Genomic DNA, 26,800 nt, shown 5'->3' with positions numbered 1-26,800 from the left:
ATGCCTCACACGTTGAGCAGAAGGAATTCCCGCTCCCAGGGGCTGATCACCTGCATGAAGGTTTCGAATTCGCCGCGTTTGACGCCGGCATAAAGGCCGATGAACTGCGAACCGAAGACCTCTTCGAAGGCGGGTTCGTCTTCCATCAGCGCCACGGCTTCCAAGAGGCCGCGCGGCAGATCGATCGAGCCTTCATTGGCCGAATCCTCTGTCGGCGCCGTCGGCTCGATCTGCTTCATGATGCCGAGCAGACCGGCCGCCAGCGAAGCGGCGAGCGCCAGGTACGGATTGGCGTCCGAACTCGGCAGCCGGTTTTCGACGCGCCTTGCCTGCGGATCGGAAACCGGAACACGGAAGGCCGTCGTCCTGTTGTCGTAGCCCCAGGCATTGTTGACCGGGCAGGACATGTCGGGCTGCAGGCGCCGGTAGGAATTCACGTAAGGGGCAAGCATCGCCATCGCGCTCGGCACGAATTTCTGCATGCCGCCGATGAAATGGAAGAATTCCTTCGAGGCCGAGCCATCGGCATTGGAGAAGACGTTCTTGCCCGTCTCGATATTGACCACCGACTGGTGGATATGCATCGCCGAACCCGGCTGGCCCTGCATCGGCTTGGCCATGAAGGTCGCATAGATGTCGTGCTTCAGCGCCGCCTCGCGGATCGTGCGCTTGAACAGGAACACCTGGTCGGCAAGCTCGATCGGATTGCCGTGGCGCAGGTTGATTTCGAGCTGGGCCGGTCCCTCCTCATGGATCAGCGTGTCGATCTCCAGCCCCTGTTTTTCCGAGAAATGGTAGATGTCGTCGATCAGTTCGTCGAACTCGTTGATACCGGCGATCGAATAACCCTGGCCGCCGAGGATCGAGCGGCCGGACCGGCCTTTCGGCGGGTGCAGCGGATAGTCGGGATCGTCATTCTTGGCGACGAGGTAGAATTCGATCTCGGGCGCGACGATCGGCTTCCAGCCGCGGTCGTGATAGAGGCTCATGATCCGCTTCAGCACGTTGCGCGGCGTATAGGGCACTTCCCCACCGTCCGAATCGACGATGTCGCAGATCACCTGCGCCGTCGGGTCGGTCTCCCAGGGCACGACCGAAAGTGTCGAAAGATCGGGCATCAGCTTCAGGTCGCTGTCGCGCGGCTCGTAGCGGAAGCTCTCTGTCTCTTCGGGATATTCCCCCGAAATCGTATGCCGGTAGATTGCCGAGGGCAGCGCCAGCGAGGTGTTCGAGGTGAATTTCGAGCTCGGCATCATCTTGCCGCGCGGCACGCCGGCAAGGTCGGGCGTGATGCATTCGATGTCTTCGATGCCCCTGGCTCTCAGCCACTGCGCCGCTTCCTTCCAGTTCGCAACGCCGCGCAGGGATCCGGGGTCCGGAGGTGTCTTCGTCGAGGCGGATACGTTTCTGGCAGGCTTCAGCGTCGTCTTTTTTGGGGACATGACACACCGGTTTGGTTGATCTTGGCGCCATCATAACCGGACTGTGGCAATTGGCGAGGGGTTGGGAACGTTGACTTTCGCCCTTTGATGGAAAAAGAAGACGCGACTTTTGATCGGGGAAACGGGTTTGCAGCGCAAGAGCGACGTCATCGTCATCGGCGCCGGGGCGGCGGGCATGATGGCGGCCATCCGCGCGGGTAAACGCGGCCGTTCCGTCGTGGTTCTCGACCATGCGATAGCGCCCGGCGAAAAGATCCGCATCTCCGGCGGCGGCCGCTGCAATTTCACCAATATCCATGCCGGACCGAAGAATTTCCTCTCGGCCAATCCGCATTTCTGCAAGTCGGCGCTTGCCCGGTTCACGCCGGCCGATTTCATCGCCATGGTCGAGCGCCACGGCATCGCCTGGCATGAGAAGACGCTCGGCCAGCTCTTCTGTGACGAGAGCGCCAGGGATATCATCCGCATGCTGCTCGACGAGATGCGCGCGGCCGGCGCGGCGCTGCATCTCGGCACCGAGATATCAGGCGTCGAAAGGGCAGGGGGCAGCTTCCGCATCTCGACCGGCGAGGGCGTCTATGAAGCGTCGTCGCTGATCGTTGCGACCGGCGGCAAATCGATCCCGAAGATGGGCGCCACCGGCTTTGCCTATCGCCTTGCCGAACAGTTCGGCCTGCCCGTGCTGGAAACTCGCCCCGGCCTCGTGCCGCTGACCCTCGATCCCGGCCTGCTCGAGGCCATCGCCCCGCTTGCCGGCATTTCCGCTCCGGCCGAAATCCGCCATGGCAAGACCGCTTTCCGCGAGGCGCTGCTGTTTACCCATCGGGGCCTCAGCGGGCCGGCGATCCTGCAGATCTCCTCCTACTGGCGCGAGGGCGACGAGATCGTCGTTGCGATCGAACCGGAGATCGACATTGCGGCGCAGCTGAAGGCGGCAAAGCAGCGCAATGGCCGCCAGTCGGCGCAGACGGCGCTTGGCGAGATCCTGCCGAAGCGGCTGGGGCAGTTTCTCGTCGAGCGCGAAAAGATCTCCGGCAACATGGCCGACTTGCCCGACAAGACGCTCATGCGCCTTGCCGCCAGCGCCCAGAGCTGGCCGGTCAAGCCTTCCGGCTCGGAAGGCTACCGCACGGCCGAGGTGACGCTCGGCGGCATCGATACGGCGGCGCTCGATTCCCGCAGCATGGAGGCCAAGGCCGTTCCCGGCCTCTATTTCATCGGCGAATGCGTGGACGTTACCGGCTGGCTCGGCGGCTATAATTTCCAGTGGGCCTGGGCCTCCGGTTTTGCCGCGGGCGAATACGCCTGAAGCTTTGTTTTTCTGCACGCGGCTCCGGCATATATTAGCAATCTCGATTCAAGACTTCTTAATAGAGGTGCGCCATCCTGTCTTAATTGGCGGTTTGCATAGCTCTTTCTAAATTAAGCTTTACGGACTGGCCGATTTGTTGGATTGTTGTGTCACATGAGAAGTGAGGTTTCGAGCATGACCAGAAACGCACGACGCGCCCGCGCCATCGCAATTGCCAAGGCAAAGCCGACCGCCCTGCACTATCTCATGCTCGCCGCCGGCGCCACCGCCGCCAGCCTCGCACTGCTGCTCTCCCACTTCCTCTGATCTTGCCGGCAGGCACGGAACGGACCCGTGTGATGTCGTCTTCGCGGCCTGCTGGCCGCGGGCCATAATTTACAACTATTTCACCACCTTGGCTTAACTCTGCCTTACCGCTTATCCGAAAATTAATAACTAATCCGACACAATTGCCCACGAATGTTTTGGGCGTCTCCAAGTTGCTTGGAAATGAATTGGCAATGACTGCCGCCTGGCCTCCGGGTTCCCCAGTGTAAACAAGCACATCTCGATGCGTACCCGGCTGGCGCCATGTGGCCGCCTGCGGGAGGAGTGATGTATGAAAGGCCCGGAACGCCATGTTGATTGATAAGATTCTTTCCCGTTTCAGGATCAAGACGAAGGTTCTGATCTTCGTTCTGCCCTTCGTGGTCACCATTTCGGCGGTGGGCCTGACCGGCCTCTACGCGTCGGGCCTTCTGCAGGGCCGCATGGAGATCTCCAACAGCGTCCTGCAGTCGCTGAGCGGCTTCAAGGATCTCTACGGTTCCATGGACGATTTCCTGCGCATCACCAGCCAGCAAGCGCGCGACAAGCTGCTTGCGGATCTGAAGACCCAGCAGGGCGTGCTCGACCAGACGCTGAACCAGGTCGGCGAACAGGCTGCCGGCCGCGACAGCCTTGCCGAAGCGTCGCGCCGCACCAAGGACATTTCAGGCGTCGTCGACAAGCTCTGGGCGCTGCACGAGCAGGAAGTGGCGCTGCACCAGTCGATCGACGCGGCGCAGAAGAGCCTGATCAGCACCCGCTTCACGGTCTCCTACCAGGCCGACGAGCTGCAGACCGCGCTCCAGCGCGACGAAGGCGACGCCACCATCACCCTTCGCACGGCCGACCGCCTGCTGAAGGGCGGCGATTTCCTCGGCAGCGTCGCCAGCGGCTACAGCAAGCCGCAGACGCCACAGGACAAGATCGCCTACATCAAGGAACAGCTGCCTCAGATTACGAAGTCCCAGCGCCTGATCGCCATCTCGGTTCCCACCAACCAGAAAAACGTCATCGATTCGCTGGCCGCGACCATCGACAGTATCAAGACGATCACCGAGATGCCGGCGCCGACCGACGAGAACATCGCCGAGCTCGGCCGTCTCGTTTCGCGCTTCCGCCAGACATCCACCTATACGCAGCTGACCGCGACGCAGAAGATGCGCGAGGCGACGCAGCGCTTCGCCGATCTCGAAGGCCGCATCGCCCAGACCAACTCCGTCCTCCAGGATACACGGCGCCTCGAAAACTCCGTCTATTCGCTGCAGATCGTTCTTTCCGATTTCCTCGCCAACTCGAGCAAGGAGAACCTCGTGCGTCTGCAGCAGCAGGCCGGCACGCTTGGCAAGGACATGCAGGTGCTGACCACCAGCGCCAAGGGCATGGGCTTTGCCGAAGGCATTTCCGGCGCGATCCAGCCGGCGCTCGATGTGATCTCCGGCGGCGGCTCCAAGATCGTCGATACGATCGGCCAGCGTGTCGCGGCCTATGCTGCGGCTCGTCAGGAACTTGACGATATCTGGAGGAAGCTCACCGATTTCGCCGAGCTGCAGAAGCAGACGGCCGGAACCGAGCGCACCCAGGCTAACAGCATCTCCGTCATGACCACCGGCCTCGGCATCCTGCTCTCGATCCTCGGCGGCATCGCCCTGGTGCTGACGCTGCAGCGCCCGATCAGCCAGATCACCGCCGCCATGCGCCGCATCGCCGAAGGAGCGCTGGACACCAGCATCTCCGGCGAGAAGCGTTACGACGAAATCGGCGACATGGCCCGCGCCCTCGGCATCTTCAAGGAAAACGCCATCTCGAAGATCCGCATCGAGGAGCAGAGCGACGAGGAGCGCGCCGCCGCCGAACACGAGCGCCAGCGCAACGATGCCGAAAAGCGGGAGATGGATCGTCAGATCGAATTCGCGGTCAACCAGCTCGCCGCCGGCCTCGAACGCATGTCGCAGGGCGATATCTCGACGACGATCGAAACGCCCTTCATCGGCCGCCTCGAACAGCTGCGCCAGGATTTCAACGGGTCGATGATGCGCCTGCAGGCAACGATGAGCCAGATCCGCGACAATGTCGAACTCATCCAGGGCAACGGCAACCAGATGGCCCAGTCGGCCGAGGATCTTTCCAAGCGCACCGAACAGCAGGCTGCCTCGCTCGAGGAGACCGCGGCCGCCGTCGATCAGATCACCGTCACGGTCCGGTCGTCGGCCGAACGCGCCAAGGATGCCGACCAGATCGTCCGCCAGGCCAAGCGCAGCGCCGATGACTCCGCCGTCGTCGTCAGCAACGCCATTGATGCGATGGGCCGCATCGAGGATGCCTCGCGCCAGATCGAGCAGATCATCTGCGTCATCGACGAGATCGCCTTCCAGACCAACCTCCTGGCGCTCAACGCCGGCATCGAGGCGGCGCGCGCCGGCGAGGCGGGCAAGGGCTTTGCGGTCGTCGCCATGGAGGTGCGCGAACTCGCCCAGCGCTCCGCAGCCGCGGCCCAGGAAATCAAGGGCCTGATCAACAAGTCGACCAACGAGGTCAGCTCCGGCTCGCAGTTCGTGCAGGAGACCGGCACGGTGCTCGCCAAGATCAGCGCCCAGATCGTCACGATCAGCCAGCATGTCGAGATGATCGCCCGCGCCAGCCACGATCAGTCGAACGCGCTGCAGAGCGTCAATGCGACGGTCAACCAGATGGACCAGATGACGCAGCAGAATGCCGCGATGGTGGAAGAGACCACCGCCGCCAGCCGCGAGCTCGCCGACGAGGCGGGTTCGCTGCGCCGCCTCATCCAGCAGTTCAAGATCGACGGCGAGGCGGCCGAAGCGCCTGTCTACCGCGCCGCCTGATCATCGATCCCATTCTCATTCGAATGGCCCCGGTCTTCCGGGGCCATTTTCGTTTGTCCGCGCCTTGAAAATCGTGCTCCGCCGGGAGGCGGAAACGTCCTGAAACGAAGCGGATCGCTATCTCCGGCGGCCCTGATTCACCGAAAATTTTCCTTAACGCTTTTCGGCTAATTTAGCATTGCTTGTCTTGGCCGGGGGTTTTGATGCTGCGCCTTTTCTCTACGTCGATCGTACGCCAGATCGTCGCGATCACGCTGTTTCTGCTGGCTGTCAGCACCGCCGCCATCGTCGGCGCGACCTATTACAATCTGAGCTACCATGTCATGGACGGGGCCGTTGCCGACGCCAGGAACGCCACCCGCGCGATGGCCGTCCTCTATGGCGCGGCCGACCAGGCAGCCAAGATCGAAGTCAAAGACAATCAGCTTGCCGCCGTCACCGAAGACGCCATTCCGGCCCTTGCCGATCATTCGCTGGTCGACCGCACGGCGCAGTCGATCGCGGGTGTAGCGACCATCTTCCAGAAAGAGGGCAGCGACTACGTCCGCATATCGACGAACGTCAAGAAGGAAAACGGCGAGCGCGCCGTCGGCACCAAGCTCGTCGCCAATCACCCCGCCCAGCCGGTTCTCGCCAAGGGCGAAGCCTATTACGGCCCGGCGGATCTTTTCGGCCGCAAGTTCATGACCGGCTACTTCCCGATCAAGAACGCATCGAACGCCAATGTCGGCCTTCTCTTCATCGGCATTCCGATGGAAGTCTATTACGAGCGCCTGAATGAGCTGCAGATGCTGGTTCTCGGCGTCGGCCTCATCGTCATGCTGCTCGTCGGCGTTCTCGCCTATTATACGATCCGGCTGTCGGTGAAGCCGCTTCTGGCGCTGACCGCGAGCGTCCATTCGATCTCCTCGGGCAATCTCGAGGGAGAGGTTCCCTGCATCGCCAAGAAGAACGAGTTCGGCGAGATCGGCCGGGCCTTGGCGCTCTTCCGCGACAGCGCCCGCGCCAAGCGCGATCTGGAAACACAGGCCGCCGAACAGCGTGCGTTGAGCGATGCCGAACGCGCCAGGAACGATGCCGACAAGCGCTCGCTCGACGGCCAGATCGATTTTGCCGTCAACCAGCTGGCCGCCGGTCTCGGGCGCCTGTCGCAGGGCGATGTCTCCCAGACGATCGGCACGCCTTTCGTCGGCCGGCTCGAACAGCTGCGCGTCGATTTCAACGCGTCCCTGCTGCGGCTCCAGGATACGCTGTCGGGTATCCGCGACAGCGCCTCGACGATCCAGCGCAACAGCGGCGCCGTCTCCGCCTCCGCCGACGAGCTTTCCAAGCGCACCGAGGCCCAGGCGGCCAGCCTGGAGGAGACCGCCGCCGCAGTCGAGGAGATCACCGTGACGGTTCGTTCTTCCGCCGAGCGTGCCCGGGAAGCGAACAATGTGGTCGCTACCACCAAGAAAACGGCCGACAACTCCGGCGCCGTCGTTGGCGACGCCGTCGCCGCCATGGAGCGCATCGAGGAGGCCTCGCAGCGCATCGAGCAGATCATCGAGGTGATCGACGACATTGCCTTCCAGACCAATCTCCTGGCGCTGAACGCCGGCATCGAGGCGGCGCGCGCCGGCGAGGCGGGCAAGGGTTTTGCCGTCGTCGCCCAGGAGGTGCGCGAACTCGCCCAGCGTTCGGCCGATGCGGCCCGCGAAATCAAGTCGCTCATCGAGACATCCAGCCGGGAAGTGACCGCAGGCTCCGAGCTGGTCCAGAAGACCGGCAGCGTGCTTGCCTCGATCAGCCATGAGATCATCGCGATCAGCGGTCATGTCGAAACCATCGCCACCGCAAGCCGGGATCAGTCCGCCGCGCTGCAGGAGGTCAACGGTTCGGTCAATGCCATGGACCAGATGACCCAGAAGAACGCCTCGATGGTGGCCGAAACGACGCAGGCAAGCCGTCTGCTGGCGGGCGAGGCCGATACATTGATGACGTTGATTGAGCGCTTCCGTATCGGCGCAGAGCCCGCATCCGCTCACCTGACGGCCAGGAAGGTCGCCTGAACCCCGCAGCCGCCGTCGGTTTGGGCCGGCGGCGTGCGGCCTTCTCGCCATCTGAGATCGACTGATGTCAGCCAGGTGGCGAAACGAACAAGCGGACTGTCTCCGAATTCGGCATAGAATTCATCCTCGCGCAGCTTCGAACGGCATCGCCAGGAATATTGAGTATCGCGGATGGCTGCGATTGCGACCATGTCGATCATGGGAATGTCCTTTCATTGCAAGACATCACCTGATTTAAGCGTCAAATTTCTCTTCATAAATAGAAGAAATTCCACTATGTTTTTCACCAATGAAAAACGCCAACTGGGATTCCTACCAGCTTTTCTTGCAAGTGGCCCGGCTCGGCGGGCTGACCGGGGCGAGCACCGCAAGCGGACTCAGCCCCGCAACCGTTGGCCGGCGCATGCTCGATCTCGAACAGGAGATCGGTCGTGCCCTGTTTTCGCGCAGCCAGACCGGCTACCGCCTGACGCAGGATGGCCAGGCGCTGCTCGATCATCTTCAGGAAATGGAAGCCGCTGCCCGCAAGGTGGAAGCATGGCGGCAATCCGGCGAGGGCGCCACGACCGTCAGGGTTGCCGCCGGCACCTGGGTCGCCTGGCTGCTGACGGAGAATTTCGCCGCAATCCGCATGCCGGGCGATGCCTTCGCCATCGCGCTGACCATCGGCGAGGCGCGCGCGAGCCTTGCCTATCGTGAGAGCGATATCGGAATTCGCGCCTTCGAGCCGGCGGAAGCCAATCTTGCCGCGCGTCTGCTCGGCGAGGTGGCCTATGCCGTTTATGTCAGGCGCAATGCCGCCGAAACCGACGAGCGCTGGATCGCGGTCGCCGAGGAGGAGGCGATATCGGCCTATCTGCGCTGGCCGCACGCCAATGCCGCCGCCGGCATCGTCGCCACCGTCAACCGGCCGCGTTCGCTGCCCGATCTCGTGCGCGCCGGCGCCGGCAAGGCGGTGCTGCCCTGTTTCGTCGGCGATCTTCATCCCGAGCTGCAGCGCCAGGGCAGCGAGCTGCCGGAATTGCGCCACCGGCAATGGATCGTCATGAATGCCGAGGACCGTCATCGCCCGGAGATCCGCACGGTCGCGGACCGCATGACGAAGCTCATCAGAAGTTATGCCGATCTCTTCGCCGGAAAGCGGCCAAGCCGAGGCTGAGGTTCACGATGAAGCGCCCGCGCATCTCCGGGACACGCGGGCGCTTCGACTGATGGCTGGGGCCCGAACCAGCCGGGCCGCCTCTTTCGTCAATGCCGGTTGGTGACGACGACCGGGATCAGCAGGTCGCCCCAGTTGCCGTCGCCGCCATGATGACGGGCCGAGCGCACCAGCTCGACCGAGACGCCGGCCTCGACGGCTTTCATGACGGATTGGTTCAGCCGGTGCAGGTCGTTGGCGAGCATGCGGATCGTCGTCTGCTGGTCGTCGCTCATGCTGCTTGCCTGCTCCTCGGCCCGTTCCCGGACGCGTGCGATGGATGCCATGGTCTTCTCCTCCTCTTCGGGTTATTCCGCAGCCGGTTTGAACTGCGCATGCTCGGTTGAATTATGCATCGCCGTGGTCGAAGACCGGCCGCCGGTGATGGCGAGCGAGACGGCGTCGAAATAGCCGGTGCCGACCTCGCGCTGATGTTTGGTGGCGGTGTAGCCGTTGACCTCGGCGGCGAACTCCGCCTCCTGCAGCTCGGAATAGGCCGACATCTGCTGCTGCCGATAGCCGCGCGCCAGCTCGTACATGCCGTAGTTCAGCTTGGAGCCCATCGCGCCGAGCTCACGCTGGAACTTGGCGATCGTCGCCTCGTCCAGGTTGGCCCCTGAGCCGCTGCACGTCATCGGCGGAGTAGGGCCTCTCGATGCCGGCGAAACGGGTTGCCGACGTGTTTGGGCGAGTTTGTAAAAATCGGTCATGCCGCTCTCCTCGCTGAAGTTCAATGCAAAGTGGATGCGTGACAAGATTGACAATATCGCTTGAGATAGCCAGAAAAACCTTTGATTTCCGGGCCGAAAAGAGGTTAAGATGAGGAGGATTGACAGTGGGGCGCTGTGAATTTGTAAATTCTTGTAAATACGGCTCGCCTCGCTTGTCAAAGGGTGTGACATGGCGGAACGAAAGATATTTGCCGGCGCGAAAGTAAGGCGCATCCGCAATGCGTTGGCGCTGACGCAGACGGCCATGGCCGAAGCGCTGGAGATCTCGCCCTCCTATCTGAATCTGATCGAGCGCAACCAGCGGCCGCTGACGGTGCAGCTTCTTCTTAAGCTCGCGTCGGTCTACAGGGTCGACCTGGAGGAGCTGCGGGGCCAGACCGGCGGCAGTCTCGGTCAGCTCAAGGAAGTTTTTGCCGATCCGCTGCTGGCAGGTGAGTTGCCCGGCGACCAGGAACTGGTGGAGGTGGCTGAAGCCGCGCCCAATGCCGCAAGCGGTATGATCAAGCTCTATCGCGCCTATCGCGAGCAGGCGGCGAGACTTTCCGACCTGACGGCGCTGATGGCCGCCGAAGGCCATGCGCCGATCGCCGCCGGCCGATTGCCGCTCGATGAGGTGCGCGAGACGCTGGAGCGCCGGTCCGGCTATTTCGCCCGGATCGAGACGGCGGCGGAAGCCTTTGCCGCAACGCTTCCCGGCGGGACCGATCTCGGCGCCGGGCTGAAGGATTGGCTGCGCACCGAGCGCGGCATTGCCGTGCGTGTCCTGCCGGTGCACGTCATGCCGGATCTGCGCCGCCGTTTCGATCGCCACTCGATGCGGCTCTTCATCTCCGAACGCCTGTCGCAGGCGGACCGCGCCCATGAAATTGCCGTCGAGGCCGTCACGCTCGCGTTGCTGCCGGCCATCGATGCCGAACTCGACGATCTCTCGCTCTCTTCGGCCGAGGCGCGCCGCATCGCCCGTTTCGAGCTTGCCCGCATCGCCGCGCTGGCGCTCGCAATGCCCTACGAGGCTTTTCTGTCGGCGGCGAAATCGACACGCTACGACATCGACATATTGCGGGCCCGCTTCGGCGTTTCCTTCGGCCATGCCGCCGCACGGCTTACTATGCTGCAGCGCCCCGGCGCCGCCGCGATCCCCTTCTTCCTGATCGAGATCGATGCCGCAGGCCACCGGCTGCGCAGAGCCGGCGCCCAGGGTTTCCCGCAGGCCGGTTTCGGCGGCGGCTGCCCGAAGCTCAACATCCATGCCGCTTTCCTGCAGCCGGGCCAGATCCTCGCCGAGACCGTCGTCATGCCGGATGGTGCATCCTTCCTGACGGTCGCCCGTACGCTGGAGGGGCCGAGCGTCGAATTCGGCGAAAGGGTGAGGCGCACCGCGATCCTGATCGGCTGTGACGCGACCCTCGGCGAGGGGCTGGTTTACGGGCAGGCGACGGCGCTCGAGCCGGTCACGATCGGTCCGGCCTGCCGCCTCTGCGAGCGGCGCGGCTGTCTTTCCCGCGCCGAGCCACCGGTGACGAGGCCGCTCGGGCTCGATGAGATGGTGGCGGGGCTTAGCGCCTTCGATTTCCAGTGATTGTGAAATCGTTGAAGACGCAGGATTTTGCGCTTGTGGGCTGCGAAATTCCTTCTTAGTCTGCGAGCAAAACCAGAGGGAAAAGACGTCCGGGGGTGCGGGCTCTTTGAACAAACAGGAGAAGTCATGAGGTCAATCATCCCAAGCGTGACGGCCGCCGCCGTTGCCGCGCTCCTTGCTGCCGCTCCGGCCTTTGCGCAGGACCGCGTGGTCAATGTCTACAACTGGTCGGATTATATCGACGACAGCATCCTGACCGATTTCACGAAGGAGACGGGCATCAAGGTCGTCTACGACACCTTCGATTCGAACGAGACCGTGGAAACCAAGCTGCTCGCCGGCGGCACCGGTTATGACGTCGTTGTTCCGACAGCCGACTTCCTGCAGCGCCAGATCCAGGCCGGTGTCTTCCAGAAGCTCGACAAGTCCAAACTGCCCAACCTTTCCAACATGTGGGACGTGATCCTGCAGCGCACCGCGGCCTACGATCCGGGCAATGAATATGCGGTCGATTACATGTGGGGCACCGACGGCATCGGCTACAACGTCAAGAAGGTCGCCGAAATCCTCGGTCCCGATGCCAAGCCCGGTCTGGAAGTGATCTTCGATCCGAAGGTCGCCGAAAAGTTCAAGGACTGCGGCATTTACGTGCTCGACACCCCGAAGGACGTCATGACGACGGCCCTGCGTTATCTCGGCCTCGATCCGAACTCCACCAAGGCCGAGGATTTCCAGAAGGTCGAGGAACTGCTGACGGCGGTGCGCCCCTATATCCGCAAGTTCCATTCGTCCGAATATATCAACGCCCTTGCCAACGGCGACATCTGCATCGCCTTCGGTTATTCCGGCGACATGCTGCAGGCCCGCGACCGCGCGGCCGAAGCCAAGAACGGCGTCGAGGTCAACTACTCGATCCCCGTGCAGGGCGCCCAGATGTGGTTCGACATGATGGCGATCCCGGCCGATGCGCCGCATGTGGCCGAAGCGCATGAGTTCCTGAATTACATGATGAAGCCCGAGGTCATCGCCAAGGCGAGCGACCACACCTTCTATGCGAACGGCAACAAGGCTTCCCAGCAGTTTATCAGCAAGGAAGTGCTGGAGGATCCGGCTGTCTATCCGACGGAGGAGGTGATGAAGAACCTCTTCACCGTCAAGCCGTGGGATCCGAAGACGCAGCGCACCGCGACGCGAATCTGGACGAAGGTCGTCACCGGCCAGTAATTTGATGCCAGGCCCGGACGGCAACGTCCGGGCCTTTCAATTCCCGGCCCGGGTGGAAGCCGGCTGCATATTTTTCGGGGAATAATGATGAAATCTTTGGGCAATATCCGCCGCGCTTTCGCACCCTGGACCGATCCGTCCGCAAAACCTTTCATCGCTTTCAAGAATGTCACCAAGCGCTTCGGCAATTTCACCGCCGTCGACGATCTCTCGCTCAACATCTATCACCGCGAGTTCTTCGCGCTGCTCGGCGCGTCCGGCTGCGGAAAGTCGACGCTTCTGCGCATGCTCGCCGGCTTCGAACAGCCGACTTCGGGCGAAATCGTCCTCGACGGCACCGATCTTGCCGGCACGCCGCCTTACAAGCGGCCGGTCAACATGATGTTCCAGTCCTACGCGCTTTTCCCGCACATGACGGTCGAGAAGAACATTGCCTTCGGTCTGAAGCAGGATGGCATGCCGAAGGACGAAATGGCCGAACGCGTCGCGCAGATGCTGAAGCTCGTCAAACTCGAGCAATTCGCCTCCCGCAAGCCGAACCAGCTCTCCGGCGGCCAGCGCCAGCGCGTGGCGCTCGCCCGTTCGCTCGCCAAGCGCCCGAAGGTGCTGCTGCTCGACGAGCCGCTCGGCGCGCTCGACAAGAAGCTGCGCGAGGAAACCCAGTTCGAGCTGATGGACCTGCAGCAGAACCTCGGCCTCACCTTCGTCGTCGTCACCCACGACCAGGAAGAGGCGATGACCATGGCCGACCGCATCGCCGTCATGAGCCACGGCAAGGTGGTGCAGGTCGCAACGCCCGCCGAAATCTACGAGGCGCCGAATTCCCGCTTCGTCGCGGATTTCATCGGCGACGTGAACATCTTCGACGGCAAGGTGGCGGCATCTGGAAACGGCGCTGTCGAAATATCGGTCGAAAGCGGCTTCACCATCCGCAGCGCCGCCGCTGAAACACCGGCCATCGGCAATGCGGTCGGTTTTGCCATCCGCCCGGAAAAGATCCGTGTGACGCGTGCAGCACCCGCGAATGCCTCGGTCAATTCAGTCAAGGGCGAGATCTGGGATATCGCCTATCTCGGCGACATGACCGTCTTTCATATCAAGCTGCCGAGCGGCAAAGTCGTCAGAGCCTCTTCTCTCAACGCGCAGCGTTCCGTCGACGACCCCTTCGGCTACGATCAGGACGTCTGGATCTCCTTCGATGAGAATGCCGGCGTGCTCTTGAAGGATTGAGCCTATGGGAACATTTGCCTCTCGCTTCTACAGCCGCCTCGTCATCATCATTCCCTATGCCTGGCTGCTGGTGTTCTTTCTGGCGCCGTTCTTCATCGTCTTCCGCATCTCGCTGTCGACGACGGCGATCGCCATACCGCCTTACGAGCCGGTCTTCTCGCTTGCCGATGGCTGGGCCGGTTTCTGGAGCAAGGTCGCGACCTTCTCCTTCGACAATTACGGCTACCTCACGGACGACCCGCTCTACTTCAACGCCTATCTCTCGAGCGTCGTCATTGCCGGTATTTCGACCTTTCTGATGCTGCTGATCGCCTATCCGATCGCTTATGGCATGGCGCAGGCGCCGCGCAGCATTCGCCCGACGCTGCTGATGCTGGTCATCCTGCCCTTCTGGACGAGCTTCCTGATCCGCGTCTATGCATGGATTGCCATCCTGAAGCCGGAGGGATTGCTGAACCAGCTTCTGCTGTCGCTGCATATCATCGACAGCCCGCTGATCATCCTCAACACCACGACGGCCGTCTATATCGGCATCGTCTATTCCTATCTGCCCTTCATGGTGCTGCCGCTCTATTCGGCGCTCGAAAAGATGGACGGCACGCTGATCGAGGCCGCCCAGGATCTCGGCTGCACGCCGATCCAGGCCTTCTGGCGCGTCACCTTTCCGCTGTCGATCCCCGGTGTGATTGCCGGCTGCATGCTGGTCTTCATCCCGGCCGTCGGTGAATTCGTCATCCCCGATCTTCTCGGCGGCTCGCAGACGCTGATGATCGGCAAGACGCTCTGGAACGAATTCAATGCCAACAGAGACTGGCCGGTCTCCTCGGCGGTCGCGACGATCCTGCTCATGATCCTGGTGATCCCGATCGTCTTCTTCCAGAATGCGCAGGCCAAGGCCGAAGAGCGGGGGAAGTAAGCCATGTTGAGATGGACCCGCTTCAACATCATCTCCGTCGTGCTCGGCTTTGCCTTCCTCTATCTGCCGATCGTGCTTCTGGTGGTCTTTTCCTTCAACGAGTCGAAGCTCGTTACCGTCTGGGGCGGCTTCTCCACCAAGTGGTATGTTTCACTGCTGTCGAACCAGGCGCTGCTCGACGCCGCCTGGGTGACGATCCGTGTCGGCCTGCTGTCGGCCACCTTCGCGACCGTGCTCGGCACCATGGCGGCGCTGACGCTGGTGCGTTACACCCGCTTCCGCGGCCGCATGCTCTTCTCCGGCATGGTCTATGCGCCGCTCGTCATGCCGGAAGTCATCACCGGCCTGTCGCTGCTGCTGCTCTTCGTGGCGATCGGCTTCGATCGCGGCTTCTGGACCATCACGCTGGCGCATACGACGCTGACCATGTGCTTCGTCGCCGTCGTGGTGCAATCGCGGCTCTTGAGCTTCGACCAGTCGATCGAGGAAGCCGCGCAGGATCTGGGAGCGCCGCCGGTGCGCACCTTTTTCGAAATCACTTTGCCGATCATTTCCCCGGCGGTGTTTTCCGGCTGGATACTGGCTTTTACCCTGTCGCTGGATGATCTCGTGATCGCAAGCTTCACCTCCGGTCCGGGTGCGACCACGCTGCCAATGAAGATCTACAGCCAGGTGCGTCTCGGCGTGACGCCTGAGATCAATGCGGTCTGCACGATCCTCATCGCCATCGTGGCGGTCGGCGTCATCTGTGCTTCGGTCATCACCAAGCGCCGCGAAGTGCAACGCGAGCGCGATGAGCGCGCGGCAGCCGCCGGCGCCTAAAGCGTGTCGCGCGAAAGTGTGCAGCGGTTTCGCGGCAAGTCCTGTCCGGTGTCGGCCTACTGCGCGTGGGGTGTGCTGTTGAGAAGCGGAACCGGCGAAATGACCGGGTTCGGCCATGAGCCGCCGACGAAGAACGGCAGAAGCGGCAGCTCCGCCGCCTTGGCCGGGTCGGTCGCCTCCAGCGATCCGGAAAGCGCCAGTCCGTTCGTCTGATAGGTGACGACGCCGGAAAGCGTCAGCGTCTGCGCCGGCCCGGCGACGCGGGCGTCACGGATTTCTGCGGAGCCGTTGGCGAAATCGGCCTGAAGGTCCAGCTGGTCGAAGGTGAAAGCGCCGCTCGCCGCGGCACTGAGCGGAAAGAACGGCTTTTGGGCCGCCTGGGTCCGCAGCGCCCCGGCGTCGATACCGGGGATCGTGCCTTCCCGCGTCCAGAAGTGCAGCTTGCCGGTGACGTCGCCGAGACCGGCCGTCCAGATCGCCTTCGACGACTGCAGGTCGAGATCGAGCGATCCTGTCGCAAGCGGCAGCGGCCCCTTGAGCTGCAGGCGTTCGGCAAGGGCAGCGAAGTCGGCGTTGCGGATCGACAGCTGCAATTTCCCGCCCCCGTCGAAATCGCGTTGCGTCGCCTCCAGATGCGCCGTCATTTCACCGCCTTCGAACTGGCTGTCGCCAATGTCGAATTTCGCCTCCCCGCCGGTCACGATCATGCTGGCGCCGAGATCGGAAAGCTCGAAGAGCCCCATCTGCGCACGGCGGGCCGAAAGCCTGACGTCGACATCGAGCATCTTCAGCGGCTCTCTCATGTCGGCGGAGATTTCCTCTGCCTCGCCGGCGGCGAGCCTCAGCGCGAAGGCGTCGAGGAATGGCTTGAGGTTCATCTGGTCGAAGGCGAGCGTGCCGCCGATCTTCGGCCGCTTGCCCGGCGCGGTCGAGAGGTCCATCACGCCGGTGGCGCTCGCCTCGTTCAGCGACAGGCTGAGATTGTTGAAGCGCAGCCCGCTGCCGGACGACATGATGTCGGAGTCGAGCGAAGCGCTCTTCAGTGTGCCGATGCCGGGGATCGATTTGCCTGACCATGTGAGAAGCCGCGGCATGTCGGGAATGGTGACGGCGACGTTTCCGGAAAGGGACGAAAGGCTGGCGATGCTGGCGACGCCCTGGAAGCGTGCGGTCATCAGATTTGACGTCAGCGACGTCCTGGCCTCGGCGTTCCTGCCGGCAAAGGCGAGCAGCGGCTGGCGCGAGGCATAGTCGATCTTCAGGTCCTCGCCGTTGATGCGGGCGATGACGACCGCCGAGATGGCGCCTGAAAGCCTCGGCCAGGCGATGTCGGCCGTGACGCTGTCGAAGTGATAGATCTTGTTGCTCCTGACGTCGGTAACGACAAGCGTGCCGTCCTCGACTGTCACCGCGCCGATCTCGGCGTCAAGATCAGGATCGAGCACCTCCGCGCCGTTTTCGTAGCGGACACCGCTGATGGCGCGCGCGAGTAGCCCCGCATAGCTCCAGTCGATCAGCCCCTTCTCGTCACGCGTCAGCGCAAGGTTCGGGCGCAGCAGGTGGAATTCGTGGAAGCTCGTCCGGCCTCTCAGAGCGTCGATCAGGCTGAAATCGGCCGACAGGCTTTCAACGCTGCCGAGCAGCTTGTCGCCGCTCTCACGCGGCTGGCGGATGGTGACCTGGTTCAGCGTGATGCGCGGCGTCGGCCAGAATTCCAGAACCGGGCTGCCCTTGATCTCGGCATGATAGCCCGTCCATTTCGACAGCGCCTCCTCGATGCCGGAGCGCACGAAACCGGTCGAGATGAGATAGGGCGCGGCGACCCTGAGGGCGACGAAAAGCCCCAGCGCGATCAGGAGGAAGAGCGTCGAAAGGCGCGCAAATGCCGGGAGCCAGCGCGAAACGGGCCCGATCTTCCTGCGCCACCTGCGATGTCTTGACGTACTCATGATCTCCGCCGGTAATTCAGCCGGTTAACCCGTTATGCGTTGATTTCGCCGGATATAGGAAATGCCTCTTAGATGCAAATCCCCCGGCGTTGCGCGGCTGCCGGTATTTTGAAATCGACGCTGACGGATTGCGATTTCCGGGTGTTCGCCGGGCGTCGGATCCGGTCGGGTTCCGGCCTTTATAATGCAATGCAGCATGATATAAAGACGATATTGGGGAGGAGGATTGAATGCAGGACAACAGACCACTTTGGGTGCCATCGGACGAAGCCCTCGCAAAAAGCCCGATCCATGCCTTCATGGAGCGCTGCAATGCCGACTTCGGGCTTTCGCTTTCGGGCTTTGAGGACCTGCATGCATGGTCTGTTGCCGAGCGGGAGAAATTTTGGTCGGCCGTCTGGGATTTCTGCGGTGTGAAAGGAAAGCGCGGCGCAAGGATCCTTATCGACGGCGACAGCATGCTCGGCGCCCGTTTCTTTCCCGACGCGACGCTGAATTTTGCCGAAAATCTGCTGTCCGGCCGCGGCGGGGGCGATGCCATCATCTTTCGCGGCGAGGACAAGGTCGAGGATCGCTGGTCGTGGGACCGGCTGCGCGCGCTGGTCTCGAAGCTGCAGCAGGCCTTCAAAGCGCAGGGCATCCGCGAAGGCGACCGCATCGCCGCCATGATGCCGAACATGCCGGAGACCGTCGCCGCCATGCTCGCGGCCGCCTCGATCGGCGCCATCTGGTCGTCCTGCTCCCCCGATTTCGGCGAGCAGGGCGTGCTCGACCGTTTCGGCCAGATCGGCCCGAAGCTCTTCATCGCCTGCGATGCCTATTGGTATTCCGGCAAGCTGCAGGATGTCGGCGCCAAGGTCGCTGCGGTGGCGAAAAGCTTGGGCGTGCCGGCGATCGTCGTCCACTACGCCGGCGATGCCGGGGCGGTGGCGAGCAAGACGCCAGGGGCTTCGACGCTCGAAGCCTTCATTGCGCCCTATGAGGCAAGGGAGGTCGAGTTCACGCCGCTTGCCTTTTCCCACCCGCTCTACATCCTCTTTTCCTCAGGCACGACGGGCGTGCCGAAATGCATCGTTCATTCGGCCGGCGGCACGCTCCTGCAGCATCTCAAGGAGCAGCGGCTGCATTGCGGCCTCGAGGCCGGCGAGAAGCTGTTCTACTTCACCACCTGCGGCTGGATGATGTGGAACTGGCTGGTCAGCGGGCTCGCCAGCGGCGCCACGCTCTGCCTGTTCGATGGTTCGCCCTTTGCCCCGGACGGCAATGTGCTGTTCGACTATGCCGCAGCCGAAAAATTCGTGATCTTCGGCACCTCGGCGAAATATATCGATGCCGTGCGCAAGAGCGGCCTGACGCCGCGCCAAAGCCATGATCTTTCCAGCCTGCGGCTGATGACGTCGACCGGCTCGCCGCTGTCGCCGGAGGGCTTCACCTTCGTTTATGAGGGCATCAAGAAGGATGTGCAGCTCGCCTCGATCTCCGGCGGCACCGATATCGTCTCCTGTTTCGTGCTCGGCAATCCGCTGCAGCCGGTCTGGCGCGGCGAGATCCAGGGGCCGGGCCTCGGCCTTGCGGTCGACGTCTGGAACGATGACGGCAAGCCGGTGCGCGGCGAGAAGGGCGAACTCGTCTGCACCAAGGCCTTCCCTTCCATGCCTGTCATGTTCTGGAACGATCCCGACGGCGCCAAATATCGCGCCGCCTATTTCGACCGCTTCGACAATGTCTGGTGCCACGGCGATTTCGCCGAATGGACGGAGCATGGCGGCCTCGTCATCCATGGCCGCTCGGATGCGACGCTCAATCCCGGCGGCGTGCGTATCGGCACGGCCGAGATCTACAATCAGGTGGAGCAGATGGAGGAAGTGGCCGAGGCGCTGTGCATCGGCCAGGAGTGGGACGACGACGTGCGCGTCATCCTCTTCGTCCGCCTTGCATCCGGCGTCACGCTGACCGAGGATCTCGTCAAGGCGATCAAGACGCGCATCCGCACCGGCGCCTCGCCGCGGCATGTGCCGGCAAAGATCATTGCGGTCGCCGATATTCCCCGGACCAAGTCAGGCAAGATCGTCGAGCTTGCCGTGCGCGAAGTCGTCCACAACAGGCCGGTGAAAAACCAGGAGGCGCTCGCCAATCCCGAGGCGCTGCAGCTCTTTGCGGGCTTGGAGGAATTGCGGACCTGATAAGGGATCGTAAACTATAAGCTTTCACCATTCATCAATTCGTTGTCATGGAAACCTTTCGTTAAGAAAGGTTGGTCAAAGGTGAAGCAACTTGGGGGCCGCACATGAACGAGGCGGCCTGGAGCCTCCGGGCTTACGAAACATGACGTTGATCGACTGAGCTCTTGTTGAACAGCACAAATTCAAGGCAGCCTTTGGCTGCCTTTTTTTCTGAGAGCAATTCCGGCAAAACTTCGCGGCGTCTTCCAAAGAATAGCATGAAAACAAAGAGATAGAGAATTTCAACGGAACGAAAATACTCCGGATCAGCCGGCCAGCACGCGCTGCGACGGGAAGGTGATCTCGACGAGCGTGCCCTCGTTCGGCGCCGAATTGATCGAGAAGGTCGCCCGGTTGGCGTCCACCATCGCCTTGGTCAACGGCAGGCCGAGCCCGGTGCCGTCGCCGCGATGGCGCGACTGGGTCGAGGAGACCTGCCGGAACGGCTTCATCGCCTGGTCGAGTTCGCTGCGTGTCATGCCGACGCCGGTATCGCGGACCCGCAAGACGACGCTGCCGTTCGCCTCATAGGAGGTGGAAACGACGATCTGCCCGCCCGAGGGGGTGAAGCGGATGGCGTTGGACAGGATATTGAGCGCGATCTGCTTGATCGAGCGCAGATCCGCCACGACGTCGGGCACCGCATGCGACAGCGCCGTGCGGATGATGACGCGCTGGCCGTTCGCCTGCGGCTGCACCAGCGCCACGGCCTCCGAGACCGCCTCGTTGAGGCCGACGGCGGCAAAATCGAGATCCATCTCGCCCGCTTCGATCTTCGAAATGTCGAGCAGGTCGTTGACGATATCCAGCACGTGCCGGCCGGAGCGGCCGATATCGTTGGCATATTCGATGTAGCGCGGATGGCCGATCGGCCCGAAGCGTTCGCCGGCCATCATGTCGGAAAAGCCGATGATGGCGTTGAGCGGCGTGCGGATTTCGTGGCTGACACGGGCGAGGAAATCCGTCTTGTGGGCATTGGCGGTTTCGGCCGCACCCTTGGCGTTGCGCAGTTCGTCCTCGGTGCGCTTCCACTGGGTGATGTCGCGGATGACCGCGCAATAGCCGTTGGAGGAGGTCAGCTGGCCCATCGTCATGAACAGCGGCACGAAGCCGCCGCCGGCCTCGCGGCCGATCACTTCGCGCCCGTCGTTCAAGACGCTCGCCACACCATGGCCGGAAAGGCCGTTCAGATAGTCGAGCACCGCCTTCTGGCTCTCATGGGCAAACAGCATCACGAAGGGTTTGCCGCGCGTCTCCTGCTCATCGTAATTGAAAAGCGCGCTCGCCGAGCGGTTCATCGAGCGGATGTCGCCTTCCGTGCCGATGACGACGACGCCGTCGGTCGCCGTCTCCAGGATCGAGCGCAATTCCTCGACCTCGATCTGCAGCTTGGCGACTTTCTCGACCATCCGCTCGGGACGCGTTTCGGACCGGCTGGCGTCGCCGCGGCTGTCGTCCTTGCCTTCCACCGGCATCAGCGCCAGCATCAGCGCATTGGCGTCTTCCCAGCGCACCGATTGCAGCCGCGCAGTCACCGGCACCAGCCTGTCGTCGGCCTTGACGAGCATCATGGTGCCGGAGCCCGCCGCCTTTTCCTCGAGTTCGCGGCGCTGCAGCAGGGCTTCGATGCCGCCGACCTCGCGCAGCGCATCGAGCGACGCGTAGCCGGTCAGCCGCATGAATTCGGGATTGGCATGGAGCAGCGCATCGCCGACATGGATGAGCACGGCGACCGGCAATTGGTCGACCGTTCCGGCCGAAAGCCCATCCGTCATCTTCACGCGCGGCGGGATTAAGCTCGTCAGCACCTCGATCTGGCTGACCGTCTCCTCGAGCCCTTCCGTCGCCTCGTCATCGGCGATGATTGCCGGCGCGTCGTCTTCACCCTCGGCCTCGGCCGCATTTTCGAAGATCGCTTCCTGCGGCGCTGCTTCACCGACGAGGGGGACTTCGGCCTCGACCTTCTGGATTGTGGGCGCTTCCTGAAGATCGGCCGTCTCCGTGGGGGCGGCTTCTACCGCTTCCGGGGCGGCTGGGTCTTCCTTGCGCGCGCCGAAGGCTTCGAGACGTTTGGCGATCTCGCGGAAATTCGCCTGTTCTGCAGCCGTCAATCCGGCGCCGCCGCTGTGAAGCTGAACGACCTTGTCGGTGAAACGGCGATTGGGCGTTTCCGAAATGCGCAGTGCCGGCGGCTCATCCGCGGGGCTGGCGGCCGGTTCGGCGGCTGAGGCTTGCCCGGCGTCGGCGCTGCCCTCGGCTTCCTCTGCCGCGCTTTCGAAGATAGGCGCTTCAAGGGCAGGCGCGCCGGCGGCAACTCCTTCGGGCGTCGACACCCGGCTCTCCGACTCGGCTGCTGCAGCCGCCTGATCTTCCGCCACGGCCGTTTCAGCCGGAATATGCTGGGGCGCAGCGTCCTCGTCGGCAACGGGCTCGGGCACCGGGCCGAGGCTCGCCGCATCATGGCCGATCCCGTCCGGGCCGAGCGTCAGTCCAAGCGCCAGCGGGTCTTCCTGCGCATCGGACAGCCGGACGACGCCGAAACCGCGGAAACCGTCGAAATCGCGATTGCGGGTATAGGTCGGCAAAGCCGCGAGATCGACCGGAACGACCAGGCTGGTGCCTTCGACCGGCCAGAGGATCGTTTTGCCGGACCACGTATCGCGGCGGGCGAGCGCTTCGGAAAGCTTGCCATCGGGATCGAGATTGAAGAGCGCGGCGATATCGCTGAAGGCGGAGCCGATGATGTCGGACGCATGCGGACCGACAGCCTCGGCGAATTCATGGCTGACCTCGTTGAACCGGCCATCCGCATCGATCTTCCAGACGAAGCGCGTGGCGCGGCTGTTCGGCCTGAAGACGAAGCCGGGCTCGGCCGCGAGCTTGGGGGCAGGGGGCACGTCGGCAACTTCAGCCGTCGCGGGTGCGGGTTCTTCACGGACGGCTGCCGGCGCCTCTTCATTCGGCGTGTCGCCGGCCTCCGCAGGCGTTTCCGCCATCGCCGCATCTTCCGCCGTCTCGCCGCCAGAGATTACGTCGTCATCGACGGTCGCGGCAGGCTCCTCGACCTCCACTGCACTGCCGTCGATCACGCTGCCATCGCTTTCCGGCATCTCGTGCTCGGCAGGATGCGTCTCCGCAACCGCGTCGTCTCCTTCTGCCGCGGCCGCCTGGTCGCTTTCGCCGGTGATTTCTTCGAGCGTCTCCTCGACCTCTTCGATGTCAGAAACAGCATCGATGATTTCGGTGAAGCCCGTGGCGGCGGGCTCGTCCTGAAGCGCTTCGGCCGGCGCCGGGCTTTCGTCTCCCGCGGGCGCGCCAGTCGCCTGCGGCGCGGGGACGTCAGCGGCCTGCGGCAGGCGCGTATCGATGGTTTCATGCCCCGGCGGATCGATCGGGTCGAGGTGGCCGAGCACGGTCTCGACCGCAAAGAGCAGATTGAGCGCCGGCTCGTCGCTGAGCTTGCCGACGGCGGCAGGCAGATAGCCCCTGCCGGTCGCGACAGGACGCTTCACCAGCCGGTCGGGATGGGCGCCTGCAAGATTGATCAGCGTCTTTGCGGTCTCGCCTGATATGGCGAGCGAGGCAAAGCCAGGCGAGGCGGCGATGACCTCGCCATTGGCGCCGATGACGGCCATATGCGTGTCGGGATCATCGAGCCCCTGCAGCATCTGGGCGGCGGCAGCGCCTGATGCCATCGGTCTTGCCGAGACCGGCACGGAAAACAGGATGGCCTTTTCGCCCGACGAAAGCCGGATCAATTCGGCCGCGGCCTGCACCTGCACGCGCTGGAAGCCCTTGGCGACGCGGATCATCAGATTTCTGCTGTCGCCGATGTCGGCAAGCTGGCGCGCGGCCGTTTCCAGCTGACGGAAGGTGATGTCGCCGCGGTCGATGCCCTGATCGAGCAGGTCATAGACCGCCGAGTGGCCGAAAAGCTCCGCACCCGCACCGTTCGCCCAGAGCAGACGGGCAAGATCGGCCGAAAACAGCACCATCGCCTCGCCGCGTGAAAAGCGCTCCCGCACCCGTGCATGCACGGCAATGTCAATGAACGGATATTGGACTGCGGGCATGTTCGAACCTTGTCGCTGTCGGCCTCTAAATTAACGGCTTATTAATAACTGCAGGTCGCAAACCGGTCCAGAACGGCAGGGTCCTTTCGGCCAGAAAGGTTAACGACTTGTGCGTCGCACAAAAAATGTTGCAATGCACAATAAACTATCCTATATAGACGTCATTCGATGATCACAGGCAGCGACTGCCTCAACCCAAAGGAATGCGACATGGCTACCATAAAGACCGATGACGTTTTTTCAATCGCTTCTTTCGACCCTTCCAAGCTCGCGGAATCCTTCCGTGATTTCGCCGAAAAGGGCGCACAGCAGTCGAAGGACGCCTATGCCAAGCTGAAGACCGCTGGCGAGGAAGCCGGCAAGACGCTCGAAGCCACCGTGCAGACGGCCCAGGCCGGCACCGTCGAGATCGGCCTGAAGGCGATCGACGTTCTGCGCGTAAACGCCGAAAGCTCGCTCTCGCACATGGAAGCGCTGCTCGGCGTCAAGTCCGCAGCCGAATTCTTCGAACTGCAGACCTCCTTCCTGCGCAAGCAGGCCGAAATCGCCGTCGAACAGGCGAAGTCGATCCAGGAAACCACCAAGCAGGTTGCCGAAAAGCTCGCAAAGCCCTCCAAGGAAGCCGCCGAAAAGGCCATGGCCTCCTTCAAGGTTGCCTGATCGGTTTTTGCCGTTCAGTGATATAAAGGCTGGACCTCGCGTCCAGCCTTTTTGTATATTGGCGAGGAATTTGGACTTGAATTCATCGCCAAGTCCTCGTATGTGACCCCCATCGCGCCGAGCGCGGTATGTGCGGTTGTAGCTCAGTTGGTTAGAGCGCAGGTTTGTGGCACCTGAGGTCGGAGGTTCGAGACCCCCCAACCGTACCATTCTCCCCAGAATAGCAGTGAAGACGGTTTCGCTCATTTCGATGGAACCCGCGCCATCCCGGGCCGTTCTCCAAGATGATGGAGAACCCGCATGTCGAAAACCCTGCTCTACGGCGCGACCAAGATCGATGAGACGAACAGCGCCTATGCGCCGGCCGAGAGCCTTGCGGCCTTCCAGTGGAAGAACCGAGTCTTCATCCTTTTCGCCGACAAGGACAATGCCCGCGCCGCCCGCCAGGAAAATCAGCTGCTTGCTGATCGAGGCGCGCTCGACGAGCGCGATATGGTGGTGCTGAAAGTGTCGGGCGACACTGTACGGTCGCTCTTCGGCGCGGCCGAGGGTCTGGACGGGCAAGCGCTGCGCCGCGACCTGGAGGCGTCCGAACCGGGCGAATTTTCCGCCTTCCTTGTCGGCAAGGACGGCACGGTCAAGCTCAAGGTCAGCGAGCCGATTACCGGCGGCGAACTATTCGCGATCATCGACAGCATGCCGATGCGCGCCGCCGAAACGCTGAAGCCGGACAAATAACCCGACCGAACATCGTTTACGACGAACATCATGAAAGGAAGGGCCGCCATGTCCCTGCCGAACGAACCCATTCCCGATCAGCCGCCGATGCCCGCGCCCGGCTGGAAGCCGGTGCCTCCGATCAAGGAACCGGAGCCGGACCGGCTGCCCGACGAGGCGCCCGTCCCAAATCCCGACGAGAACGACGAGCCGGCAAAACATACGTTCCGGCGCTAAAGGAAGATGTGCCGCTCGGCGCTGACGAGTTCCTGGAGGAAGTCTGCGACGCTCCTGACGCGCAAGAGATCGCGCGCCGTTTCGTGATAGGTCGTCCAGTAGGCGCGGCGGATCGAAATATCAGGCAGGATGCGCTGGAGTTCGGGATATTGCCGGGCGATGTAGTTATGCAGGATGCCGATGCCGGCCCCCGTGCGGACTGCCTCCGTCTGACCGATCGCAGTCGAGATCTCAAAGCCCGCATCCCAGCTGCGCATGACTTCGCCGGAAAAATTCAGCGACGCGGTGAAGATCAGGTCTTCGACATAGCCGATGCGCCGATGCGCCTTGAGAGCGTCGATATCGGGGGGTGCTCCCTGCGAGGCCAGATATTCCCGCGAGGCATAAAGACCGAGCGTATAATCGATGAGCTTCGAGGAAACGAGCCGGCCCTGCTGCGGCCGCTCGAGCGTGATGGCGATATCGGCCTCTCGTTGCGACAGCGAGAAGGAGCGCGGCACCGGCACGAGCTGGATCTTCAGTTCAGGATGGCGCTCGATCAGCCGGCCCATGCGGGGCGCAAGAAAGGAAACGCCGAAACCATCGGGCGCGCCCACCCGCACCGTTCCGGCGATCGCCGCATCGGTGTGGCCGAGATTGGCCTGGACGGCCAGCATTTCGGTTTCCATGCGTTCCGCCGACGCAAGAAACACTTCGCCTTCCGCCGTCAGCTCGCAGCCGGTCGGCCGGCGGATGAGAAGACGGGTCTTCAGCGCCTCTTCGAGCGAGGTCAGCCGTCGCGAGAGCGTCGCGTGGTTCAGCCCCAGCCTTTTGGACGCGGCGAGGATCTGTCCCGTGCGGGCAACGGCCAGAAAGATGCGGACATCATCCCAGTTCATGATTTGGCGCGCATCATGATGGGGTCGACCTCGATCAGCGTCAGCGAGACCACCATGCCGGCCGTCTCGCTTTTGTATTTGAGGAAATGCGGCGTCTTCAGGTGCGCTTCGTAGGCTTGGCTGCTCGCGTAGACCTCGAGGATGCGGATCGTGCTCGGGTCGTCCTTCAGCGAAACCGCGCTGAGCGAAAGGACGCCTTCTTCCAGCGCGACGGATGCCTCGATCTCCTCGGCCAGCAATGCGCGATAGGCTTCGAGCATCGCGGGGTCGATCTTGAGTTCTGCCATCCGGACGACATGTTCTTCGCTCATCGGCGATTGTCCTTCCTATCGTCTGACTTTAATCTACGCACAATGGTTGCTTATATCCGCGCATTGATTTGTGCAAATTGAAGTGCGATTGTGGGGCAT

General features: G+C 62.7%; 21 protein-coding genes, 1 tRNA gene and 1 pseudogene. 15 read left to right on the top strand and 8 right to left on the bottom strand.

Annotated features, from left to right (window positions below; all coding sequences use genetic code 11):
- Positions 1–5 precede the first annotated feature (5 nt).
- Positions 6–1,442, bottom strand: coding sequence for a glutamine synthetase family protein (locus tag CO670_RS02755; protein ID WP_097588876.1), 1,437 nt, complete (start codon positions 1,440–1,442; stop codon positions 6–8).
- Between the two features lie 109 nt (positions 1,443–1,551).
- Between CO670_RS02755 and CO670_RS02750 the strand changes: the two genes are divergently transcribed.
- The 4 genes from CO670_RS02750 (at position 1,552) to CO670_RS02740 (ending at position 7,954) form a co-directional block, all read left to right on the top strand.
- On the top strand, positions 1,552–2,751 hold the full coding sequence (locus tag CO670_RS02750; RefSeq protein WP_097588875.1) for an NAD(P)/FAD-dependent oxidoreductase: 1,200 nt from the start codon (positions 1,552–1,554) through the stop codon (positions 2,749–2,751).
- 177 nt (positions 2,752–2,928) lie between these two features.
- Positions 2,929–3,060, top strand: a complete 132-nt coding sequence (locus CO670_RS33615) for a hypothetical protein (protein WP_280951315.1) — start codon at positions 2,929–2,931, stop codon at positions 3,058–3,060.
- A 311-nt stretch (positions 3,061–3,371) separates the two neighbouring features.
- Complete coding sequence (locus CO670_RS02745; protein WP_097588874.1) at positions 3,372–5,903, top strand: methyl-accepting chemotaxis protein; 2,532 nt, start codon at positions 3,372–3,374, stop codon at positions 5,901–5,903.
- A gap of 203 nt (positions 5,904–6,106) precedes the next feature.
- Positions 6,107–7,954: a methyl-accepting chemotaxis protein gene (locus CO670_RS02740; protein ID WP_097588873.1), complete on the top strand. Its 1,848-nt coding sequence runs from the start codon at positions 6,107–6,109 to the stop codon at positions 7,952–7,954.
- On the opposite strand, the gene CO670_RS02735 is transcribed toward CO670_RS02740, so the two are convergent.
- Positions 7,927–8,154 (bottom strand): hypothetical protein, encoded by a 228-nt coding sequence (locus tag CO670_RS02735; protein WP_097588872.1) that lies wholly within the window; start codon positions 8,152–8,154, stop codon positions 7,927–7,929. The two genes, CO670_RS02740 and CO670_RS02735, sit on opposite strands and share 28 nt — an antisense overlap.
- 89 nt (positions 8,155–8,243) lie before the next feature.
- Here CO670_RS02735 and CO670_RS02730 point away from each other — a divergent pair, with 89 nt between their 5' ends.
- A complete protein-coding gene (locus CO670_RS02730) occupies positions 8,244–9,113 on the top strand; it encodes a LysR family transcriptional regulator (protein WP_097588871.1) in 870 nt (289 codons plus the stop codon).
- A gap of 89 nt (positions 9,114–9,202) precedes the next feature.
- Here the strand turns inward: CO670_RS02730 and CO670_RS02725 are convergent, their stop codons facing one another.
- Together CO670_RS02725 and CO670_RS02720 are read right to left on the bottom strand one after the other, a co-directional pair.
- Complete coding sequence (locus CO670_RS02725) at positions 9,203–9,439, bottom strand: hypothetical protein (protein ID WP_088680481.1); 237 nt, start codon at positions 9,437–9,439, stop codon at positions 9,203–9,205.
- A gap of 21 nt (positions 9,440–9,460) precedes the next feature.
- Positions 9,461–9,763 (bottom strand): annotated as a pseudogene (locus tag CO670_RS02720) (isocitrate lyase); the annotation flags it as partial.
- 289 nt (positions 9,764–10,052) lie between these two features.
- On the opposite strand from CO670_RS02720, the gene CO670_RS02715 reads away from it, so the two are divergent.
- The 5 genes from CO670_RS02715 (at position 10,053) to CO670_RS02695 (ending at position 15,654) form a co-directional block, all read left to right on the top strand.
- Positions 10,053–11,462 carry an XRE family transcriptional regulator gene (locus CO670_RS02715; RefSeq protein ID WP_097588870.1) on the top strand — a complete coding sequence of 470 codons (1,410 nt, stop codon included), beginning with the start codon at positions 10,053–10,055 and terminating at the stop codon, positions 11,460–11,462.
- Between the two features lie 126 nt (positions 11,463–11,588).
- Positions 11,589–12,686, top strand: a complete 1,098-nt coding sequence (locus tag CO670_RS02710; protein WP_097588869.1) for a polyamine ABC transporter substrate-binding protein — start codon at positions 11,589–11,591, stop codon at positions 12,684–12,686.
- A gap of 87 nt (positions 12,687–12,773) precedes the next feature.
- Entirely contained in the window at positions 12,774–13,916 is a 1,143-nt protein-coding gene (locus CO670_RS02705) for an ABC transporter ATP-binding protein (RefSeq protein WP_097589000.1), read from the top strand.
- A gap of 4 nt (positions 13,917–13,920) precedes the next feature.
- Positions 13,921–14,832, top strand: a complete 912-nt coding sequence (locus tag CO670_RS02700; protein ID WP_097588868.1) for an ABC transporter permease subunit — start codon at positions 13,921–13,923, stop codon at positions 14,830–14,832.
- Between the two features lie 3 nt (positions 14,833–14,835).
- Entirely contained in the window at positions 14,836–15,654 is an 819-nt protein-coding gene (locus CO670_RS02695) for an ABC transporter permease (protein WP_097588867.1), read from the top strand.
- Between the two features lie 56 nt (positions 15,655–15,710).
- Here CO670_RS02695 and CO670_RS02690 read toward each other — a convergent pair whose 3' ends face one another.
- Positions 15,711–17,603 (bottom strand): AsmA-like C-terminal region-containing protein, encoded by a 1,893-nt coding sequence (locus CO670_RS02690; RefSeq protein ID WP_097588866.1) that lies wholly within the window; start codon positions 17,601–17,603, stop codon positions 15,711–15,713.
- Positions 17,604–17,833: 230 nt separating this feature from the next.
- On the opposite strand from CO670_RS02690, the gene CO670_RS02685 reads away from it, so the two are divergent.
- The gene (locus tag CO670_RS02685) at positions 17,834–19,786 is read left to right on the top strand and encodes an acetoacetate--CoA ligase (protein ID WP_097588865.1); all 1,953 of its coding nucleotides are present in this window, start codon (positions 17,834–17,836) and stop codon (positions 19,784–19,786) included.
- A 305-nt stretch (positions 19,787–20,091) separates the two neighbouring features.
- Here CO670_RS02685 and CO670_RS02680 read toward each other — a convergent pair whose 3' ends face one another.
- Positions 20,092–23,898 (bottom strand): PAS domain-containing sensor histidine kinase, encoded by a 3,807-nt coding sequence (locus CO670_RS02680; protein ID WP_097588864.1) that lies wholly within the window; start codon positions 23,896–23,898, stop codon positions 20,092–20,094.
- A gap of 210 nt (positions 23,899–24,108) precedes the next feature.
- On the opposite strand from CO670_RS02680, the gene CO670_RS02675 reads away from it, so the two are divergent.
- From CO670_RS02675 to CO670_RS32850, 4 genes are all read left to right on the top strand, one after another.
- Positions 24,109–24,558, top strand: coding sequence for a phasin (locus CO670_RS02675; protein WP_097588863.1), 450 nt, complete (start codon positions 24,109–24,111; stop codon positions 24,556–24,558).
- 132 nt (positions 24,559–24,690) lie between these two features.
- A tRNA-His gene (locus CO670_RS02670) sits at positions 24,691–24,767 on the top strand.
- Between the two features lie 91 nt (positions 24,768–24,858).
- Entirely contained in the window at positions 24,859–25,296 is a 438-nt protein-coding gene (locus CO670_RS02665) for a DUF4174 domain-containing protein (protein ID WP_097588862.1), read from the top strand.
- Positions 25,297–25,344: 48 nt separating this feature from the next.
- Positions 25,345–25,512 carry a hypothetical protein gene (locus CO670_RS32850; RefSeq protein WP_088676904.1) on the top strand — a complete coding sequence of 56 codons (168 nt, stop codon included), beginning with the start codon at positions 25,345–25,347 and terminating at the stop codon, positions 25,510–25,512.
- On the opposite strand, the gene CO670_RS02655 is transcribed toward CO670_RS32850, so the two are convergent.
- Positions 25,509–26,390, bottom strand: coding sequence for a LysR family transcriptional regulator (locus tag CO670_RS02655; protein ID WP_097588861.1), 882 nt, complete (start codon positions 26,388–26,390; stop codon positions 25,509–25,511). The genes CO670_RS32850 and CO670_RS02655 overlap by 4 nt on opposite strands.
- Positions 26,387–26,701: a putative quinol monooxygenase gene (locus tag CO670_RS02650; RefSeq protein ID WP_097588860.1), complete on the bottom strand. Its 315-nt coding sequence runs from the start codon at positions 26,699–26,701 to the stop codon at positions 26,387–26,389. The genes CO670_RS02655 and CO670_RS02650 overlap by 4 nt, the downstream gene beginning before the upstream one ends.
- Positions 26,702–26,800: the final 99 nt, after the last annotated feature.

It is taken from the genome of Rhizobium sp. J15, assembly GCF_002531825.1.
In the GTDB taxonomy this organism is placed as follows: Bacteria; Pseudomonadota; Alphaproteobacteria; order Rhizobiales; family Rhizobiaceae; genus Rhizobium.
Note: the sequence above shows the minus strand (reverse complement) of the source record. Positions and strands in the feature narration are given on the sequence as shown.